Origin of the sequence: Arthrobacter sp. HMSC06H05 (assembly GCF_001807395.1) — a bacterium.
Taxonomy (GTDB): Bacteria; Actinomycetota; Actinomycetes; order Actinomycetales; family Micrococcaceae; genus Pseudoglutamicibacter; species Pseudoglutamicibacter albus.
This window is the reverse complement of the sequence record NZ_KV789000.1, coordinates 12974-31538: the sequence shown is the minus strand read 5'-3', so window position 1 is coordinate 31538 and position 18565 is coordinate 12974. Positions and strand designations below refer to the sequence as shown.

The following is an 18565-nucleotide window of genomic DNA, read 5'->3' as shown; positions in this document are numbered from 1 at the left end:
GCCTGTGAAGCCTGAGAAAGCCGGGGTTTATTCGTATACGAAATGTTGCAAGAACTTTTTGCTCACAAACAGCTCCCGCACAGCCTCGTATTAGAGTCAGCGCAGCCCGCCCTGCCACAAGGCATCGAACGGAAGCTGCGAAGACACCCGCTGGTGGATGCCGCGGGTCACGAAGTCCTTGGCCTCGCGTGCCGCGTCAAGTGGGGAGCGGCCCCGAGCCAGCAGTGCGGCGACGGCGGCAGCCAATGAGCAACCGGCCCCGGAGACTGCGTGATCGCCGACCTTAGGGGTCGCGAGAACCTCGAATTCGCCTCCGTTATAGAACACATCCACAGCGTCCGGGCCGTCCATACGGACCCCACCCTTGGCGAGTACCGCGGCACCAGACTTTTCATGGATGACCTGCGCGGCTTTCTTGAGGCCCTCGATATCCGTGACCTCAAAACCGGCCAGGGTTGAAGCCTCGAACAGGTTAGGGGTCACGAACGTAGCCTTCGGAAGGAGCTTGGCAATCAAAGCCTGGTCAGTATCCAAAGCCGCGCCCGGCTCCTGGCCCTTGCAGATCAGCACCGGGTCCAAGACGACGTTGTCCCACTCCTGGCGCTCGAGCGCGCCCGCGACGGTCTCGATGGTCTGCGGGGTGCCCATCATGCCGAGCTTCACGGTACGTAGCTTGCCCTCATACGAGGTCTGCGAGGCCTCAAGCTGGTCGGCAATCACCTGCGGATCGATCGGTACGAAACGGTGGTTCCAATCATCCTTCGGGTCGAAAGAGACGATGCACGTGAGCCCTGCGATACCGAAAACACCGAGCTCCTGGAACGTCTTCAGGTCAGCCTGGGCGCCCGCACCGCCGGTGGCCTCAGAACCTGCGATGGTCAATACGATGGGAGGATTCTCAAAACTCATAGTCATATCGTAAAACCACGCACAGTCACGATCCGGCAAACCAGTCACTGGTCGTGCCAAAATAGGTCGGGAACTTTCATGTTTCGTAGCAACCCGGTGGTGGCAGGACCGGGCCGCGCAACACCATTCCGTTGAAGGAGAGCTATGCCTACCCGGCCCGAAACCAACCCTGCCAATGAAACCAACCCGGCTAGTGACACCAACGCTGCCCAGGACGCCGTCTTCGCCAGCCCCGTAACGGAGGCGACCCGTGAGCGGCGGGCGGTTTTCGCATCGACCGGTTCACGTTTCTATCCCACCATTTTGGCCCTCATGGGCCTCGTGTTCGTGCTCAGCAACATTGGCGCGAGCAAGGGCGTTGAACTGTTCGGGTTGGTGACCGACGGCGGATTCTTCCTCTTCCCGCTGGCCTACATTCTGGGGGACGTGGTCTCCGAGGTCTATGGGTGGAAAGCCTCGCGCCGGGCCATCATCACAACCTTCATCTTCGGTGCGCTCGCGGTGCTGACGTTCCAGGCGATCATCGCTCTGCCTTCTGCGAGCTTCTATGAGGGCCAGGAAGCGCTCGCAGCGACCTTGGGGCCGGTATGGCAGATCGTGCTGGCCTCCCTTCTAGGTTTCATGGCGGGCCAGCTTTCGAACGCGCTCATCATCGTGTGGCTCAAGCGCCGCCACGGCGAGCGCGGTCTGTTGTTGCGCATCCTGGGTTCTTCGGGTGTTGGTGAGGCGCTGGATACGCTGATCTTCTGCTCGATTGCCGCCCCTGTGATCGGGATCGATTCGTTCGGGGTGTTCCTGCAGTACTTTGTGATTGGTTTCTGCTGGAAGCTCGGTGTGGAGGTCGTGTTCTCGCCGGTGACGGTTGTGGTGATCAAGCTGGTGAAGCGGTATGAGCCGAGCTACCCGAAGAATAACGACGTCACGGCCGCCTAGCGCTCTGCCGCTGAGTTAGCGGGGCTGTTGAGTTAGCTGGGCGGCTTAGCTGGCGAGCCCGTCGGGGGAGCCGTGGCCTCCGTAGTAGTTGCTCAAGACGGTGTGCTTGTACGCCTCGTAGGTTCCGTTCTCGATCGCTTCGCGGGCGCGGTCCACGAGCCTCACGGTGAAGGCGAGGTTGTGGATCGAGATGAGCGTGTGGCTGAGCATCTCTTTGGCCTTGTAGAGGTGGTGGATGTAGGCGCGGGTGTAGGTGGTGCAGGTCGCGCATTCACAGCCGGGCTGTAGTGGGCGGAAGTCTTCGCGGAAGCGTCGGTTGGAGAGGTTGTAGCGGCCATAGTCGGTGTAGAACGCCGAGTTGCGGGCTACGCGGGTAGGGGAGACGCAGTCGAAGGTGTCCGCGCCGTTTTCGATGGCCCACAGCACATCGTCTGGTTCGGAGATGCCCAGCAGGTGGCGCGGCTTATTCTCGGGTAGTTCTTCGGCGCACCAGCCCACGATGGTCCCGAGATTTTCCTTCTCGAGTGCTCCGCCGATCCCGAAGCCGTCGAAAGGCATAGCTGCGAGGTCTTGGCAGGCTTGGCGGCGCAGGTCTTCGTATTGGGCGCCCTGGATCACGCCGAAGAGTGCTTGGTATGGGCGGTGGGCGCGTTCATCGGTGAGGCGGAAGTGTTCGATGATGCAACGTTCAGCCCAGCGGCGGGTTCGTTCGAGGGATTCGATCTGGTACCGGCGGGAATTGTGCAGCGTGGTGAGCTCGTCGAAAGCGAACATGATGTCCGCGCCGAGGCCGTGCTGGACCTGCATCGAAATCTCGGGTGTGAAGCGGTGTTTATCGCCGTTGATGTGGGAGGTGAACCACACGCCGTCGTCATCGACGTTAGCCATGCGTTCATGCCCGGGCGCTACCGCATCGTCGGCTCCACCACCCACGGCGGCGCCGTCGGAACCCATGTCGATGACCTTCTTGAAGCCTGAGCCGAGGCTCATGACTTGGAAGCCGCCCGAGTCGGTGAAGGTCGGCCCATCCCAGCCCATGAACTCACCCAAGCCGCCCGCGGCGTCCACGATCTCATGCCCTGGCTGCAGATAGAGGTGGTACGCGTTGGATAGCACGGTTTGCGCGCCAAGCTCTTTGACATCGCGGGGGAGCACTGCCTTGACGGTGGCTTTAGTGCCGACTACCACGAACGCGGGCGTGGCGATGTCGCCGTGCGGGGTGCGGATCACGCCGGTACGGCCGCGCCCATTGGCCATGCGGGTGCCCACGGTGAAACCGAATTCGGACTGCCGCTCATGCCCCGCTGGAAGCTCAGGCTTGACGTAATCAGCCGAGGGCGCGTGGCTGGCTGCAGCGGAGCGCTTGCTAGCACGAACCGAGCGCTGGCTAGAACCAACCGAGCGCTTGCTAGTTCGATCGGAATGTGGCGTGCTGTTGGGCGGCGTGGCGTTCAGCGGCGTGTTGGTGGGTGGAGTGGTGTTCACGGGGTTCTCCTGATGCGGCGCGGATGATCGGTAGCTCGCGTTCGATCAACGCAATGAAGTCGGGGCGTTCGCGCTCAAACGCTAAACGGTATGCGGTGGTGACCATGAGCGACTTCAGCCGGCTCCACCGGAATTCGAGCTCTAGGGGTGCGTTGAGGCTGTCGCGGGCGCGCTGTATTTCGCGGTCGTATAACGATGCGTGCTCAAGCTGGCGGCGGTGAATCTCACGCGCGGTGCCCGGCAGGGTAGCGATGAGTGCTTCCTCGCCGCCCTTGAGTTGCTGCGCGTAGCCGGTGGCGGCATCGTGGTCTGCGGCTTGGCGGGCAAGCCAGCACGCGAGCGCGAGCCCGTAGCGTGTGGGGAGCCAGCGTGTTGCGTTGTCCTCGAAGGATTGTTGGGTGAGCACGTTGAGGATAGGCCACACGAATTCGGTGTCTTCATACACCACAGCCAGCTGGAAAGCGGCCCACACGAGGCTATCGAGGTGGGATCCAGCACGAGTGTTGATGCCGGGTGCCACACGCAGCGCAGCACTGAGCAACTGCGCGTCCTTGCGGTGGGCCTTGGCGGCCTCAACGAGTGCGGCTTCCGCGGAACCTTCCTCGACAGGCACCGCCAACAGCTCATCGATTCCGGGGCCCAGGTTGCGTTCGGTGAAAACCCGGATGGTCGAATTGATCGCCACGGTTGCACGCGAGCCGTCTTCCAGCACCACATCCACGTAGGCGTCAGTCCCGAAGGAGTCCTTCACGACCCTCGCGGACTGGACCGGCTCCGAAGGCAGGCCGGAACGGTGCATGAAACGGTCACCCTTGGTGATATTGCGGGCGGGGATCGCTTGGCGGTGCCGCGGGAAACGCCCATCGAAATGCACGGTTGCCGCATGGGATGGGGACCCCGCCTGCGCTTGCGCCGCCGCTTGCGTTTGGGCCGTCTGCGCCTGCGCCGTTGATTGTGTTTGGCTCACCGTCCCCACCCCACGTAGGCGAGCGCTTGGTGGATGATCTGCCCACGGCCTCCGGTGAATTCGGCTTGAACGCTTTCTGAGAGGGCCTCTTCTGGGGTCAGCCAGGACAGTTCGAGCGCGTCTTGGCGTGGGTTGCACTCGCCTTGCACCGGAATCACGTAGGTGAGTGCGACGGCGTGCTGCCGTTCGTCAGTGAGCCCGGTTTCGGAGGGGGACGGGAAGTATTCCGCAACCGAGAACGGGGTGAGCGAGGCTGGCAACGACGGCATCGCAAGCGGGCCGAGGTCCTTTTCGAGGTTGCGCATCAAGGCCGCGCGGATCGTCTCGCGGTACATGACACGGCCGGAGACGAAGGTCCGCTCGAACTGGCCTTCATCCGTGGTCGTGTAGAGCAGGCCGACCTCGGAAACGTAGCCCATCGGGTCCACACGCACGGGGATCGCTTGCACGTAGACGATCGGTAGCCGGCGTCGGGCCTCGTACAGGTCCTCTTCTGATAGCCAGCCTGGGTTTGGGTCCGGGGTCCGTACAGCGCTCATAGTCTTTGTCTACCTCACTGTGTGTCTGGTTGCCAGCCTCGCCCGGGGCATTGTCGCTTTGTTCTCAAACAGCGTGAGAGCGTAGCCGTGCGTTTTCGCTAGCGCATCCCGAGCCAGTAAGCCTCCGATGCGGGGTTATTTTCAACGCGTACGCGCAACGAACGTGCGGCGACGGCCGCCCAGTGAGGGTTGCGCAGGGCCTCACGCCCGATGCTGGTGGCGTCGGCTTGGCCGCTAGCGACGATCGTTTCGGCTTGGGCGGGTTCGGTGATGAGCCCTACCGTGCTGACCACGGCCTGTTCGGCCGGTAACGCTTGTCGTAACGCGGCTGCCAGCTGAACCTGGTAGCCGGCCCCGACCGGGATGACTTTAGGATCCGGATGGATCCCGCCGGATGAGATGTCAAACCACGTCACACCGGCGTCCTCCAGCAGCCGACGGGCGAGCTCGACCGTGTCCTGTAATGTCACGCCGCCTTCGACCCAGTCGGTTGCGGACAAGCGGATCCCCAGAGGCTTATGCGCAGGCCACACTTCACGCACCGCGGATGCGACCTCGAGTGCGAACCGTGCCCGGTCGCGGCCGTATTCATCCTCACGTTGATTGGTCAGTGGCGAGAAGAACTCGTGGATCAGGTAGCCGTGCGCCCCGTGGATCTGCACCGCGTCATAGCCAGCTTGATCCGCTCGGCGTGCCGCTTCACGGAACGCGGCGATAACCTCTTGGATGTCCTCAGCGGTCATCTCGCGAGGGGTGAACAGGCCGGGCTGGATCGGTTCAGAACCGGGCGCGATGACCTCCCATGCGCGGTCCTCACCCAGGGTCCCGCGGGGCTCGTCACGCAAGTTGGGGTAGGTTGCGGCTTTACCGCCCGCGTGCCCCAGCTGAACCGCTGCGGCCGCGCCTTGAGCGCGCATGAACTCCGCCATTGTGCGGTGGCCTTCGATCTGTTCATCCGACCACAGCCCGAGGTCCTGATCAGAGATCCGTCCGCGTGCCTCGACCGCCGTGGATTCGACCGTGACGAGGCCGAAACCGCCGGTCGCGAACGCGCCGTAATGCACCAGGTGCCACGGCTGCGGAACCCCGGTGCGAGGCGCGTAGTACTGGCACATCGCTGAGACAAACGCGCGGTTGCGTAGAGTGAGCCCCGCACCGTGCGGGGCGGGAATGGTCAGCTCGGTGAACAGTGTGGATGCCACGGCACTCCTTCGACAACTGATGAACGGTTGGCAGGGGCAAGGCTGGTACAGGCTCAGGGTTGGTGCAGACGCCGGCGGGTGTGAGGGTTCCAGCGGGTGCGTAGGCCTAGCGCGGGAGGTAGATCTTCGCGAAGTTCGCCAGGATACGGTGCGCTGCGGTCACGTCCGCGTTGCGTGCCAGGTGAGCGATCGCATCGAAATCTTCCGGATCGAAATAGCCGTTTTCACGGTAGGCCTCGATGCGCCCGATGAGCCCGTCCGGGTCCAGTTCCGGGTGGAACTGGGTCGCATAGATGTTGTTCTTGAGCTTATACATCTGGACCGGTGCGGGGTCCGATGTGGCAAGCAACACCGCCTCGGCCGGCAGCTTGGTCGTGGACTCCTTGTGGCCTACGAACGCATCGAAATGCGGGTCAACGCCAGAAAGTACTGGGTCAGCGATACCTTCCGGTGTGAGGCTGATATGGGAGATGCCCGCAGGTTCTGAATACGTGCGGTCAACCACCGCGCCGGAGGCCAACCCGAGCACACCCACCCCGTAACACAAACCGAGGAACGGGAGGTCTTTCTCGATCACGACCCCCAGCACTCGCGCGAGTTCTTCCTCAACACGGATCTGGGTTTCGCTTCGATCAACATCGGTTGAGGTGAATGGGCTCCCGCCAAGAACCAGAGCCGAATAGCGTTGATTCCACGTGTTCTCGAAACCGGACGGTAGCGGCGCGGCTTCAAGCCGGAACCGTTCAACATCGCCCGCTTCAAGCCCGGACAGCCGCACGAACGCCTCGTATTCGGCGTCCGCCAAGGCGTCTTCCGGGCGGGTCTGCAACAGCAGGAATGGTGCGCTCATCAGCCCATCCTTTCACGTATGAGATCAAGCAGGCGCGGCGCCGACGCGAAGCCGTGCCAGGCTAGCGAGTGAGCCAGGCTAGCCGGCGGCCAGGCTCGATACTGCGACGCAGGTTTGCGCGTTAGCTGCTGCGACGCAGGTTCGCGTCGATGGCTGCTTCTTTGACTCGGATGTCGTTGCGTCGGGTGGTCGCTGCGATCAGCGTACATGCTGCCGCGAGCCCTGCCACCAGGATGAGCCCTACATGGAAACCCAACGTAACGATGTGGGCGATGATGAGCCACGCCGCACCCCAACCGAAGGCAACCGGCGCCCACAGGCGCCCACGTTCCGTGAATGAGGCGAGGAACACGGGGATGCACGCTACAGCGAGGGTCGCTGGCGCCCAGAGCGCTTGCGGTGGCAGCGACCATCCGGACGCGGTTGCGGCCGCGCTTGCGGTCCAGGCGGCCATGAAGGCGCCGGCGCCGAGGCTCAGCTCAGTGGGGAGGTCGGTTTCGTAATACTCACGATGCGTGCGCGCGGTGAGCAGGTTGAGCCGCCGCACTGCTTCCGCGGCCAGAGCGGTCCACAGGACCGCACAGACGGCGGCAAGCCACCACAAACCCGCCATCGCGGAGCCGACCCAGCCGGCCAGCGTCGCCGAGGTCGCAGCTGTTAACCATCCGGTGCTGCGTTGGCGGCGGGCTGAATGTTGATTGCGTTTCCATGAGAAAGCGCTAGCGGTGAGGAGCCCTAAAGCCGCAACCGGAACCAGAGCTATACCTGGAACCAGCGGCGCGAGTTCAACACGCGCATCAGCATGCGTTATGAGTCCTGCCGGCACTCCTTTGCTGAAGAGCGCGAGGCTCGCCACGAAAGCGACGAGTGAGACAACCGTTGCCGTGATGCGCCGGAAAAGATCGTGCGGGCGTGGCTCAGGCGCTGGCGAAAACTCAGGCAGGTTATACGGCAACACAACAGTCTGCGGGGCCTGCTCCTGTGCAGTCGTTGATGCCGGCCTGCGGGACACCGCGATGGGAACATACTCGGTCGGTGAATAGTCCGGGTCGTTATGGCGCTCGTTCTGCAGGCGCAAGGCCTCACGGGCCTCCCACACGCTTTCCTCGAGGGTCAGCTCACGCGGTGCTTCCTCGACCGCATCAGGCTCCTCGAGCTCTTCAGATTCCGCCGCGATCTCGTCCGGTTCATCAATCGCCTCTGGCGTAGAGGGAACGTCCGCCTCTGGCGTAGCGGGGACGTCTGGCGCTGGAGGAACGCCCAGCGCAGGTGGAACGCCCAGGGCTGGAGGGCCGTCTGGGGCAGCAGGTGCTTCAGGTGTTTCGTCCGTCTTTTTGCTGCTCCGTTCGCGGGAAGCCTGTGCCGCAGCGGCGCGACGTTCGGTTTCGGCGTTCGTGTCATCCACATCGAACGGTTCATCACGTTCAGGGAAACGCAACGTCTCAGGCCGGATCTGAGCCGGAAAATAGAGGGTCTCGCCGTAGCCTTCTACGTTCTCGTCCGCGCGCCCACCCTGGCCATCGCCGGAATCCTGGGCGCCAGAACTGTCCCGAGCAGACTCAACCTGCTCATCAGAGCGGTCACTTTTCTTCACGGGATTGTTCCAACGGGACGGAAGCTGCACTAACGGCTCCTCGAAGTCGACGGCGGCGTTTGTGCGTCCACACGAGGGGGACTACCCCCAAAACACTACCGATAATCATGCCTAGAATCGCGGAACTCCACGCCGGCAACCCCAGAAGCGAGTGCAGAATTCCGCCAAGGGTAATCATATATAAGACCCACAAGGTAGAGCCCACACATGAAGACCACCACACCAGGGACCACCGCAGCTTCGACAAGCCCGCGCCAACGCACGCGACCGTACGGCCGCCCGATATGAAACGCAAACCCACCAAAACAGAGAAACTGCCCGCAGAACCAAGCGAACCCGCCGCGGAGTCCACGCTCTGCAGTAACCGGCGGCCCCATCGTCGTTTGTTAAGCCACCCGTGGCGCGTACGCACCACCCACGTGAGCCACACCTCACCCAGCACATGCCCGATCACCGTGACCGCGGCAGCCAGCGGCCCGTTGATAATTCCCTGCCCCGCCAACGCTGGGATAGCTAGCGCGAACAGCTCCTGCGGGATCAGCGGGAACGCGGCATCCAACACCTGGGCCAAGAACGTGCCGAGATAGAACCACGTACCCCACGCGTTCGGATCGAAAAGGTTCACGGCCGGCCGTCCTGCGTGACGGAGCTGTCCTGCGTAGGGATGGTGAGTGGGCCTAGGGTGAGGCGTTGCTGGGTTGTGAAGGAGCGCGGCTGGCCCGTGAGAGGGTCAGTGAACCTGATGGTGTGGGCTAATAGCTGCAGGGGCTCATCGTGGTTGTCCGGGGCGTCATCCAGCAGGTAGGGGTAGTGGTGATCTCCGATGATCCCGGAACCCAGCTGGGCAAGATGCACGCGCAACTGGTGGGTGCGGCCGGTCACCGGCGAGAGGTCCCACAAGCAGACGTCCTCGCCGCGGCGGTTGAGGCCATAGGCGGCAAGGCGGATGCGGGTGACGGCGTTGGGAGGGAACTGGTCGAGGCGGTGGAGGCGCACCACGATCTCGCCGCGGACCTTCTTGATATGGCTGCGGACGGTGAAGGGCAGGCGGGTTCCACCCAGGGCGGGATGTTGCGGATCCCAGCCGGGCGGGGTCAACGTGACGGCCTGATATTTCTTGGTGATTTCGCGGCGCTCAAACATGGTTTGGTAGGCGCCGCGGGTCGCCGGATTGATCGAGAACATGACCCCACCGGCTGTTGCGCGGTCGAGCCGGTGGATCGGCACGAGGTCATCGATCCCCAGCTGGACTCTCAGCCGGGCCAGTGCAGATTCGCGTACGTACCGGCCGCCCGGGGTCATCGGCAGGAAATGCGGCTTATCCACCACCAGCAGGTCCGCATCGCGGTGGATTACGCGGCAATAGAACGGGATGTGTTCCTCGTTAGGGGAGTCCCGGTAATACCAAATGAATTCGTGCTCGCCCAGCGGGGTCTCCGGGGTGACGCGGCTGCCATCGACCGCGGCAACCTCGCCGTGAGCGAAGCGGCGGCGCAACCCTTCAGCGTCGATGTGCCCAAAACGATCCAGCGTGTATTCCTGAATGGTCTCCCACGGGCCGGTGGTCGGTACGCGAAGGCGGGTCGCGTTGATGCCGTTTCTCACCGGTAGCGGGGACTGCTTATAAGAGGAAGGTTTGAAGCTCATGCGTTTCAGGACTGGATGTGTGAACTACACAGAATATGCGAAATACCTTGCCCATTCTTGCAGGCCTTGCCGGGGTAGCGGCGTTACGGCGGCTCTTTAGGCACCACAGCAAAGTTAAGGTAGCTTAACAATTGCCGGGGTATGTTGAAGCACGAAGCTGGCCAGGAGGACACCATGCAAGCAGCCAATGCGGTGCGCATCGAAGAGCTGACCGTGCGCTACGGACACAACACCATCCTGAGCAACGTCAACCTCAGTATCCCCGCAGGACGCATGGTGGGGGTCATGGGCCCCAACGGCGCCGGTAAATCCACCCTCGTCAAAGCTTGCATGGGGCTCATTCCGCGAGCCACAGGCCGCATCAACATCAACGGTAAAAGCCTTGACGAGGTGCGTGGCGAAGTTGCCTACATTCCCCAACGCACCACAAGCGACTGGGACTTCCCGATCACCGTCCTAGAAACCGTGATGCTCGGAAGCTATCCGCGGCTACGCACCTTCCAACGGCCCAGCCGAACCGACCGCGAACACGCCCGCGAATGCCTCGATGCGGTCGGGATGAACGAGTACGCCACAACCCAGCTAAGGGAACTCTCCGGAGGCCAAGCCCAACGCGTCTTCACCGCGCGAGCCCTCATGCAAGAGGCCACCGTGTTCTTCCTCGACGAGCCTTTCGTGGGTATCGACGCCGCATCCCAGGCCCGCATCACACACATCCTCAAGCAACGCGTCGCCCACGGCGCCACCGTCATCGTGGTCCACCACGACCTCAACAACGCACGCCTCATTTTCGACGACATCGTGCTCGTCAACCGCCGCATCATCGCCAACGGAGCCACCGCCGCGACCTTCACCGCAGACAACCTCTCCGCAACCTACGGGCCCGACATCATCACCTACGCGCCGGCGCTGCTCGGCGGCGGGGAGAACGAGAACCTATGACCTTCATCAACGACCTTTTCGAATACACATTCCTCGCCCGTGCGCTCTTCACCGCAAGCGTTGTGGGGCTTGTGTGCGGGGTCATCGGCAGCTTCATCATCCTGCGGGGGCTCTCACTCATGGGGGACGCGATCTCCCACGCCGTGCTGCCGGGGATCGCGCTCGCGTTCATGTTCGACGTCTTATTCTTCGTGGGAGCGCTCGCCGCGGGGCTGCTCGCGGCGTTCGGGATCGGCGTGGTCTCGACCACCACAACGCTCAAACGTGACACCTCGATCGGGATCGTGTTCACCGCGTTCCTCGCGTTCGGCATCATCTTGCTCTCCAACACGACCGCGACGTTCTCACTGACCGATGTATTGTTCGGCAACGTGCTCGCGGTTCGGAAGCAAGACATGTGGCTTGCGGTGGTGATCGGCGCGGTTGTGTGCGCGGCGGTCTTGTTGTTCTATAAACAGCTGAAGATCACGACGTTCGACCCGGTCCTCGCTGATTCTTACGGGGTTCCCGTCAAAGCCGTGCATTACGGCGTTCTGGTTGCGCTTGCACTCGTGACGGTCGCGTCCGTGCAGACCGTGGGCGTGATCCTCGTGGTCGCTTTGCTCATCACACCTGCCGCGACCGCGTATCTATTGACCACCCGGTTGCCAAGCATGATCGCGGTCTCCGCGCTCATCGGTGTCGTAGCGGCTGCTGGAGGGATGTACTTCTCCGTAAGGTTCAACATCGTGTCTGGGCCCGCCATCGTGCTCACCGCGTTCACCATGTTCACGCTCGCGTACCTCTTCGCGCCACGCACCGGCGTCGTTACGAAAGCGATCGCTGGGCGATGACGCGGAAAGTGACTTTCAAAGCGGTGCTTGCTGCCATCGCGGTGGCGTTGCTTGCCGTGACAGGTTGTAGCGTGGTTCCGCGAGACGAGGCCGGTAGTGGCGCCGGGTTCGATGGTGACGGCAAGTTCAACGTCGTGACGAGTTTTTCTGTTCTCGAGGACATGACGCGGCAGATCGGCGGGGAGCACGTGAATGTCTACAACCTCGTTCCGGTGGGGCAGGACCCGCACGAATACGAGCTCCGTCCTGCCGACACGACTCACGCTCAAGATGCTGACCTGCTGATTTCCAGCGGCATGAATCTAGAGGGCGGGGAGGACGGCTGGATCAGCCGGCTCATGAACGCCGTGGACCTAGACACCAGCCAACACGTGGAGGCGACCCGCGGCATCAAACCGCTCTACATCAGCGACGGGGTGGAACAGGACGAAGCTGACGGCGATCAAGCATCCGATCTGGATGAGGATGAAGTGAATCCGCATGTTTTCGTTGACCCGGCTAACGGGGCGAAGATGGCGGAGAACGTCGCTGAGGCCCTGATCCGGGCGGACCCGGAGCACGCCGCTGACTATCGTGCCAACCGGGACGCCTACGTTGGGCGCATCAACGAGTTGGCGGGCAGCTATGACGAACTGTTCGCAGGCGTCGCGGAGGACGACCGGATCATCGTGACAAGCGAGCGTGCGTTCCAGTATCTAGCAAAGCGTTACGGGCTTGCCGAAGGCTACATCTGGCTGATCGATACGGAGGACGCGGGTAGTCCCGAGCAGCTGAAGCGTGCCGTGGATTTTGTGCGGGAGCATCGGCCGCCGGCGCTGTTTGTGGAGACGAACGTCAATCAGCGGCCTATGGAGACTGTGTCGGAGGAGACCGGTGTGCCGATCGCAGGAACCCTGTACTCGGATGAACTCGGCGCACCAGGCAGTCCCGCGGGGACGTATATCGGTTTCCTTGAACACAACCTTGAAAGCCTGACCCGCGGGCTCGGTGAACAGTAGGGCTAGATCTTCGGGAACCGGCGCTTCTCAGTGAACGGTTCGACGTGGAACATATCAACGCCGCGTTCTCTGAGCCCTTCAAGTACGCGTTCGCTCACGATCCACGCGAAACTGTGGGCGCTTTCCCGCCAAGCATATGACGTAATCTCGCTGGTGCCTTCCGTGTTTTCGACGAATCCGACGTAGCCGGTGACACGCCCCTCGTTCGCGCTGAAAAGGTTTACCTCGAATGTTGAGCACCCTGCTACCCCGAGTTCAGCTACTGCATCCGCGAAACGTTGGGACACGAGCGTGGGCGGGCCACCCCAGAGAATGTCGCCCCGACGTTTACCGCGACTTATTGTTTCTCGTTCGAACCACACGTCGAATGGGAGCTCTTCGAGGTTGCCGTCGGCAACAACATCGTAAATATCGCGTCCATCGTCAAGGGTGTACGGCCCCAACGGGGGTTTCCCTTCCCAAACTGTGCGAATCCAAAAGTCTCGCTGGGTGCTCAGCGGAAGTATCTCGTACCAAGTCGTCACGGGGTCCCACGTCAGGTCTAGGCGGTGTTCGGATAGGTCCGATCCTATACCTCTACTGCTTTGGAACTGCCGAGTTCTCAGAAATCCGGGCGGAATCGCACGCCCGACGGCAGTGAAGAGAACCCTGCCCCGAGGAGCGCCGCAGCCAGATTCGTGCCCAGGATGTCTTCGCCGTTGACCTTCTGGAGCGTGATGACCTGCGACCGGGCACGCCGCAACGCCTCAACCAGTGAGACTGCAACGATCGAGGTCAACGCTGACTGCACATCGGCCGCCGACGCGCTGGCAGGCACCGCGCCGCTTGCGGTAGTGAGATGGTGCGCGAGCTCATCGATCCACGAAATGACGGTCCGACCACCCCGCTCCACATACAGTGCCGCGTGACCATCCACCATGACCACGAGGGCACCAGCCTTCCGGCCCGGTCGTGCTTTCGCGGGCGGGTCTGGCCACGGCAGAACCCCGCCGAAAGGGTTCGCGGGATCAGTCGCCGCGAGGGTCACCGCACTGTATGCGGGTGTGCCCGTGGCGAAGGTGGCGGAGGTGTCGGACAGGGCGGCGGAAGGTGCATCGCCGTCGCGGACGAACTCACGCAGCCTGTCCACCGTCCCGGACAACGCGAACTGCGCCGCCCCGAGTTTCTCCACGAAATAGCCGCGGCGGACCGTCCCGGTCTCCTCACGCCGCTGGAAAACCTTATACAGCGCCCCGAAACTGGCGCCCTCAACTGAGGCCCCGCCCTTCGTGACGACCCCGTAGCGGGCCAACAGCATCTCGGCGCGGGCGGCAGCCAGCAACGTCGGGTCGGTCTCCGGGGCAGGCAGCGCGGCCCATCGTCCCGCGTTCAGCCGTTCCGCAGGAGACAACACGGCCGGCTTCGACGCGGATGCCGAACGCAAACCACGCAAACCGGCCCGCCCCACCCTCGTGGTGCGGGTGCGGGCACGCGAACGCGACTGATGCGTCGCCTTACCCTGCGTCAACAGAGAACGCACCGGCAGGAACGAATCGTTCGTGACCCGGCCGGACCACAATAAATCCCACAAAACCGAACCCACAACGGAGTCTGTGACTGGGGTGGCGCCAGGGTCCGCGCCGTCGGCGGCCAAAGCCTGCGCAATCTGCCCCACATAGAACGCACCGCCGGAACCCAAGACCCCGAGCACGCGTTCGTGGAGGGTCGAGTGGACGGCCGCGTCGTCGGTGCTCGTTGCGTCGCCTGGGTTGGTTGCGTCGGCAGGGCTCTTGGAGTCCGCGCCGTTAGCCACCACCGCATCGGTCATGGCCAGAGGCAGCGAGAGCGCCGCGGTATCGGTGGTGTGGAATGCGATCCAGCCGTCATCAGCAGCGAGCGCCCCCGCGCCAGAGAACACAACATCGCCCGAAGCGAGGAGCTCCTCGAGCATCGCCGGCGCATAATCCGTCACGCGCGCCGGGAACACGTAAGACTCCCACGCGCTCGCCGGCAACGGGACTCCCGCGAGCTGCTCAATCACGGTGTAAACGCCGTCCAAGCCACGCAACGCATCAGCGCTATGCGACGCTTGAGTGCCGCGCCCAGCGCCCGTGCCGACGTCTTGCCAGTCGAGCAGGAATCGCGCGTACGCGTCTTGCGGGGTGGGCTCGACTTCGCTACGCAGTGCCGCGAGTGTGCGGGCGCGGATGCGCCGCAGGATCTCGGTGTCGCACCATTCACCTCCGGTGCGCCCGGGCGTGAATTCGCCGCATTCGATGCGGTTGTCCTGCATCAGCCGCCGCAGGGTCTGGATCACGACGGCGTTGGCCAGCCCCAGCGAATGCGCGGCTTGTTCTGTGGTGAAGGGGCCGTGGGTGCGGGCATAACGCAGCACGAGGTCTTCGAGCGGCGCTTCGACGGGTTCGAGGAACGCGACCGGGACACCCATGGGCAGCGGGATGCCCAGGGCATCCCGTAGACGTGCCGCATCCTCGATCGCGGCATACATCTCAGAGCCACGGATCCTGACCTTGAGCGCGCGCCGCTGAGCCACGAGCTCATCAGCCCACGCCGCCGCGTCCTCAACCGACGCGTGCGGTGCGGCACCTGCGCCGGCGTCGCTATCCGCGCCGCCATCGTGGGCGCCTGCACCGCCAGTCCGGCCATCGTCGTCCTGACCATCGGGCGGGTTGAGGCGGGCCGCGAGTTCTTCGGCGTTGAGTGGGCCGAGCACCCGCAGGAGGTCCGCGGCGCCTTCGAGCCCCCACGCGCGCCGTGATGGGGTGAGGCGTTGGGCTTCGGCTTCGACAGCGGCGATGATGTCCGCATCGAGCAGTTCGCGTAGTTCGCCTCGGCCCATGATTTCGTTGAGCAGTTTGGGGTCCAGGCTGAGCGCGGCAGCGCGGCGTTCCGCGAGCGGGGAGTCGCCTTCATACAGGAATTGGGCGACGTACCCGAACAGGAGGCTTTGCGCGAACGGCGAGGGTTCGCGGGTCTCAACCTCGGTGATGCGCACCGCGCGGGACGCAAGTTTCTGGGTGAGCACCCGCAGGGCCGGCATGTCGTAGACGTCTTGGAGGACTTCCCGCACGGTTTCCATGACGATGGGGAACGTCGGATGCTTCGCCGCTACAGCGAGTAGCTGGGCGGCTCTTTGCCGTTGTTGCCATAGCGGTGTGCGGCGGCCCGGGTCGCGGCGGGGCAGCAGGAGGGCGCGGGCAGCGCATTCACGGAAGCGGGCGGCGAAGAGCGCGGAACCGCCGACGCGTTCGGTCACGATCTCTTCAAGTTCCTCGGGTTCGAAGATGAAGATTTCGGCCCCGGGTGGTTCGTCTTCGGCGAGCGGTAGCCGCACGACGATGCCGTCGTCGGCTGCCATCGCGGACCCGTCGAGTCCGTAGCGTTCCTCGATCCGGGCGGCGACCGCGAGCGCCCATGGCGCGTGGACGGCTTTACCCCACGGCGAGTGCAGTATGAGCCGCCAGTCGCCGAGTTCGTCTTTGAAACGCTCGATCACAAGGTGAGTGTCGCTGGGTACGCGCCCGGTGGCTTGTTCCTGTACTTTGATGTAGCGGATGAGGTTGGTCGCGGCCCATTCGTCGAGCCCCGTGTTGGTGAGTTCGGTGTGGGTTTCAGTTTCGGGTTGGTGTGCGATGCGGGCTTGGAATGCGCCTAGTGCTTGGCCGAGTTCGGCGGGGCGGCTGAGGTCGTCGCCGTGCCAGAACGGTAGCTTGCCGGGTTCTCCGGCGGCTGGGGTGACGAGGACGCGGTCGAATGTGATGTCTTGGATGCGCCACGCGCTGGCACCGAGTTGGATGACTTCGCCGATCCTGGTTTCGTAGACCATTTCTTCGTCGAGTTCGCCTACGCGTTTGTTGCCGGTTCCGGCTTGGTCGCCGTCGGCGAGGAATACGCCGAAGAGTCCGCGGTCCGGGATGGTTCCGCCGCTGGTGACGGCGAGGCGTTGCGCGCCGGGGCGGGCGGTGATGGTGCCTTCGTCGCGGTCCCAGATGATGCGGGGCCGCAGTTCCGCGAAGTCGGCTGAGGGGTATTTCCCGGCGAGCAGGTCGAGGACTGCGATGTAGGCGGAGTGGGGTAGGGATGCGTAGGGTGCGCTGCGGCGGAGGGTGTCGTACCAGGTTTCGACGTCGAGGGTGTCTAGGGCCGCGGCGGCGACGGTGTGTTGTGCGAGGACGTCGAGTGGGTTGGCGGGTATCGCCATGGTTTCGATGAGTCCTTCGCGCATGCGTTGCACCGTGATGGTGGTGGAGACGAGGTCGCTTCGGTGTTTGGGGAAGAAGTGGCCGTGGGATTCGGCTCCGACGTGGTGGCCGGCTCGGCCTACGCGTTGCAGGCCGGCGGAGACGGCGCCGGGGGATTCGATCTGGATGACGAGGTCGACGTCGCCCATGTCGATGCCGAGTTCGAGCGAGCTGGTTGCCACGACGCATGTGAGCGTCCCGGTTTTGAGGGATTCTTCGATCGTGGCGCGGCGTTCTTTGGATACGGAGCCGTGGTGGGCCATCACGATGTCTGGAACGGCTCTTTCTGTGCCGGTGCGTTCGTTTTCGTGCCGGGTGTTGAGTTCGTTGAGTGCGGTGGTGAGTTTTTCTGCGAGCCGCCGCGAGTTGACGAACACGATGGTGGAGCGGTGGGCGCGGATGAGGCTGAGGACGCGTTCTTCGATGTGGGGCCAGATGCTTGCGCTGGCGACGTCGGTGGGTAAGCCGGTTTGGGGTGCGGGTGCGGTCGCGAGGTCTGAGAGGTCAGGCACGGGGACGGTGACGCGGAGGTCCCAGGTTTTCTCTGCTGGCGGGGCGACGATCGTGACTGGCTGGTTTCCGCCCAGGAAGCGGGCAACCTCTTGGCGCGGTTCCACTGTGGCTGAAAGCCCGATGCGTTGAGCGGGTTTGGCCAGGAGGCTATCGAGGCGTTCAAGTGAGACGGCGAGGTGGGCGCCGCGTTTGGTTGAGGCGAGTGCGTGGACTTCGTCGATGATGACGGTCTCTACGTTGCTGAGGGTCTCCCGCGCTTTGGAGGTCAGCATGAGGTAGAGGGATTCCGGGGTGGTGATGAGGATATCCGGCGGGCTGGAAATGAGTTTGCGGCGCTGGTTGACGGGGGTGTCGCCAGTGCGGATCCCTACCGTGATCTCCGGGGTGGTGTTGGTGTCCAGAACGGCGTTGTCTGCGGTGATGTCGGTTGTGGTGCCGTTGTCAGCGGCTTGGGTGAGGTGTTTGGCGGTTTGGGTGATTCCGATGAGGGGCGCGCGGAGGTTGCGTTCAACGTCGGTTCCGAGCGCTTTGAGCGGGGAGATGTAGAGGACCCGGGTGCGTTTCTTTTTGCTCCGGCTCTTCTTGGTTTCTTTCTCTGAGCGCAGTGTCTTGTCGCTCTGTGTCTTGTTGCTCTGTGTCTTGTTGCTCTGTGGCTTTTCGCCGGCGGCTTGGTGCTGTTTCCCGTGGAGGAGTTGGTCGAGTGACCAGAGGAATGCGGAGAGTGTTTTTCCGGAGCCGGTGGGCGCGATGACGAGCGTGTGGTTGCCGCGTGAGATTGAGTCCCAGGCGCCGAGTTGGGCGGCCGTGGGGTGTGGGAAGGCACCGTTGAACCAGGTGCTGGTGGGTTCTGAGAACCGGCCCAGGATGGTTTCTGTGTTAGGTGTTTGTGGTGCCACTCGTTACGAGTTTATC

At 63.3% G+C, this 18565-nt stretch carries 15 protein-coding genes; 4 read left to right on the top strand and 11 right to left on the bottom strand.

Annotated elements, in window-relative coordinates; all coding sequences use genetic code 11:
* Positions 1 to 96: 96 nt before the first annotated feature.
* Positions 97 to 909: a hydroxymethylpyrimidine/phosphomethylpyrimidine kinase gene (locus HMPREF3160_RS08710; RefSeq protein WP_239445927.1), complete on the bottom strand. Its 813-nt coding sequence runs from the start codon at positions 907 to 909 to the stop codon at positions 97 to 99.
* A gap of 144 nt (positions 910 to 1053) precedes the next feature.
* Here HMPREF3160_RS08710 and HMPREF3160_RS08705 point away from each other — a divergent pair, with 144 nt between their 5' ends.
* Positions 1054 to 1842 (top strand): queuosine precursor transporter, encoded by a 789-nt coding sequence (locus HMPREF3160_RS08705; protein WP_035756441.1) that lies wholly within the window; start codon positions 1054 to 1056, stop codon positions 1840 to 1842.
* 45 nt (positions 1843 to 1887) lie between these two features.
* Here the strand turns inward: HMPREF3160_RS08705 and tgt are convergent, their stop codons facing one another.
* The 8 genes from tgt to HMPREF3160_RS08665 form a co-directional block, all read right to left on the bottom strand.
* Entirely contained in the window at positions 1888 to 3099 is a 1212-nt protein-coding gene (gene tgt / locus HMPREF3160_RS08700; protein ID WP_052048537.1) for a tRNA guanosine(34) transglycosylase Tgt, read from the bottom strand.
* Positions 3100 to 3250: 151 nt separating this feature from the next.
* Positions 3251 to 4294, bottom strand: coding sequence for a DUF6707 family protein (locus HMPREF3160_RS08695; protein WP_035756439.1), 1044 nt, complete (start codon positions 4292 to 4294; stop codon positions 3251 to 3253).
* Complete coding sequence (locus HMPREF3160_RS08690) at positions 4291 to 4833, bottom strand: NUDIX hydrolase family protein (RefSeq protein ID WP_035756437.1); 543 nt, start codon at positions 4831 to 4833, stop codon at positions 4291 to 4293. The genes HMPREF3160_RS08695 and HMPREF3160_RS08690 overlap by 4 nt, the downstream gene beginning before the upstream one ends.
* 98 nt (positions 4834 to 4931) lie before the next feature.
* Positions 4932 to 6035, bottom strand: coding sequence for an NADH:flavin oxidoreductase/NADH oxidase (locus HMPREF3160_RS08685; RefSeq protein WP_083285585.1), 1104 nt, complete (start codon positions 6033 to 6035; stop codon positions 4932 to 4934).
* Positions 6036 to 6141: 106 nt separating this feature from the next.
* Positions 6142 to 6885, bottom strand: coding sequence for a glutamine amidotransferase (locus HMPREF3160_RS08680; RefSeq protein ID WP_070508049.1), 744 nt, complete (start codon positions 6883 to 6885; stop codon positions 6142 to 6144).
* Between the two features lie 121 nt (positions 6886 to 7006).
* Positions 7007 to 8479, bottom strand: coding sequence for an MFS transporter (locus HMPREF3160_RS08675; RefSeq protein WP_070508048.1), 1473 nt, complete (start codon positions 8477 to 8479; stop codon positions 7007 to 7009).
* Complete coding sequence (locus HMPREF3160_RS08670) at positions 8466 to 9104, bottom strand: DedA family protein (RefSeq protein WP_070508047.1); 639 nt, start codon at positions 9102 to 9104, stop codon at positions 8466 to 8468. Before HMPREF3160_RS08670 ends, HMPREF3160_RS08675 begins: the two co-directional genes overlap by 14 nt.
* On the bottom strand, positions 9101 to 10126 hold the full coding sequence (locus HMPREF3160_RS08665; RefSeq protein ID WP_070508046.1) for a pseudouridine synthase: 1026 nt from the start codon (positions 10124 to 10126) through the stop codon (positions 9101 to 9103). The genes HMPREF3160_RS08670 and HMPREF3160_RS08665 overlap by 4 nt, the downstream gene beginning before the upstream one ends.
* 141 nt (positions 10127 to 10267) lie before the next feature.
* Here HMPREF3160_RS08665 and HMPREF3160_RS08660 point away from each other — a divergent pair, with 141 nt between their 5' ends.
* Genes HMPREF3160_RS08660 through HMPREF3160_RS08650 form a run of 3 tightly spaced genes read left to right on the top strand, consistent with a single transcriptional unit; the run spans position 10268 to position 12899 of the window.
* Entirely contained in the window at positions 10268 to 11068 is an 801-nt protein-coding gene (locus HMPREF3160_RS08660; RefSeq protein ID WP_218078983.1) for a metal ABC transporter ATP-binding protein, read from the top strand.
* Positions 11065 to 11901, top strand: coding sequence for a metal ABC transporter permease (locus HMPREF3160_RS08655; RefSeq protein WP_070508045.1), 837 nt, complete (start codon positions 11065 to 11067; stop codon positions 11899 to 11901). Before HMPREF3160_RS08660 ends, HMPREF3160_RS08655 begins: the two co-directional genes overlap by 4 nt.
* A gap of 8 nt (positions 11902 to 11909) precedes the next feature.
* On the top strand, positions 11910 to 12899 hold the full coding sequence (locus HMPREF3160_RS08650) for a metal ABC transporter solute-binding protein, Zn/Mn family (RefSeq protein ID WP_176744728.1): 990 nt from the start codon (positions 11910 to 11912) through the stop codon (positions 12897 to 12899).
* A 2-nt stretch (positions 12900 to 12901) separates the two neighbouring features.
* Here the strand turns inward: HMPREF3160_RS08650 and HMPREF3160_RS08645 are convergent, their stop codons facing one another.
* Together HMPREF3160_RS08645 and HMPREF3160_RS08640 are read right to left on the bottom strand one after the other, a co-directional pair.
* Positions 12902 to 13342, bottom strand: a complete 441-nt coding sequence (locus HMPREF3160_RS08645) for a hypothetical protein (RefSeq protein WP_070508043.1) — start codon at positions 13340 to 13342, stop codon at positions 12902 to 12904.
* A 158-nt stretch (positions 13343 to 13500) separates the two neighbouring features.
* Positions 13501 to 18549 (bottom strand): Lhr family ATP-dependent helicase, encoded by a 5049-nt coding sequence (locus tag HMPREF3160_RS08640; protein ID WP_070508042.1) that lies wholly within the window; start codon positions 18547 to 18549, stop codon positions 13501 to 13503.
* Between the last annotated feature and the right edge of the window lie 16 nt (positions 18550 to 18565).

Bases quoted from the DNA above. Each gene is read 5' to 3' on its own strand.
- HMPREF3160_RS08710 (WP_239445927.1), bottom strand. From the start codon at position 909: ATGAGTTTTGAGAATCCTCCCATCGTATTGACCATCGCAGGTTCTGAG.
- HMPREF3160_RS08705 (WP_035756441.1), top strand. From the start codon at position 1,054: ATGCCTACCCGGCCCGAAACCAACCCTGCCAATGAAACCAACCCGGCT.
- tgt (WP_052048537.1), bottom strand. From the start codon at position 3,099: ATGGCCAATGGGCGCGGCCGTACCGGCGTGATCCGCACCCCGCACGGC.
- HMPREF3160_RS08690 (WP_035756437.1), bottom strand. From the start codon at position 4,833: ATGAGCGCTGTACGGACCCCGGACCCAAACCCAGGCTGGCTATCAGAA.
- HMPREF3160_RS08680 (WP_070508049.1), bottom strand. From the start codon at position 6,885: ATGAGCGCACCATTCCTGCTGTTGCAGACCCGCCCGGAAGACGCCTTG.
- HMPREF3160_RS08665 (WP_070508046.1), bottom strand. From the start codon at position 10,126: ATGAGCTTCAAACCTTCCTCTTATAAGCAGTCCCCGCTACCGGTGAGA.
- HMPREF3160_RS08660 (WP_218078983.1), top strand. From the start codon at position 10,268: ATGTTGAAGCACGAAGCTGGCCAGGAGGACACCATGCAAGCAGCCAAT.
- HMPREF3160_RS08655 (WP_070508045.1), top strand. From the start codon at position 11,065: ATGACCTTCATCAACGACCTTTTCGAATACACATTCCTCGCCCGTGCG.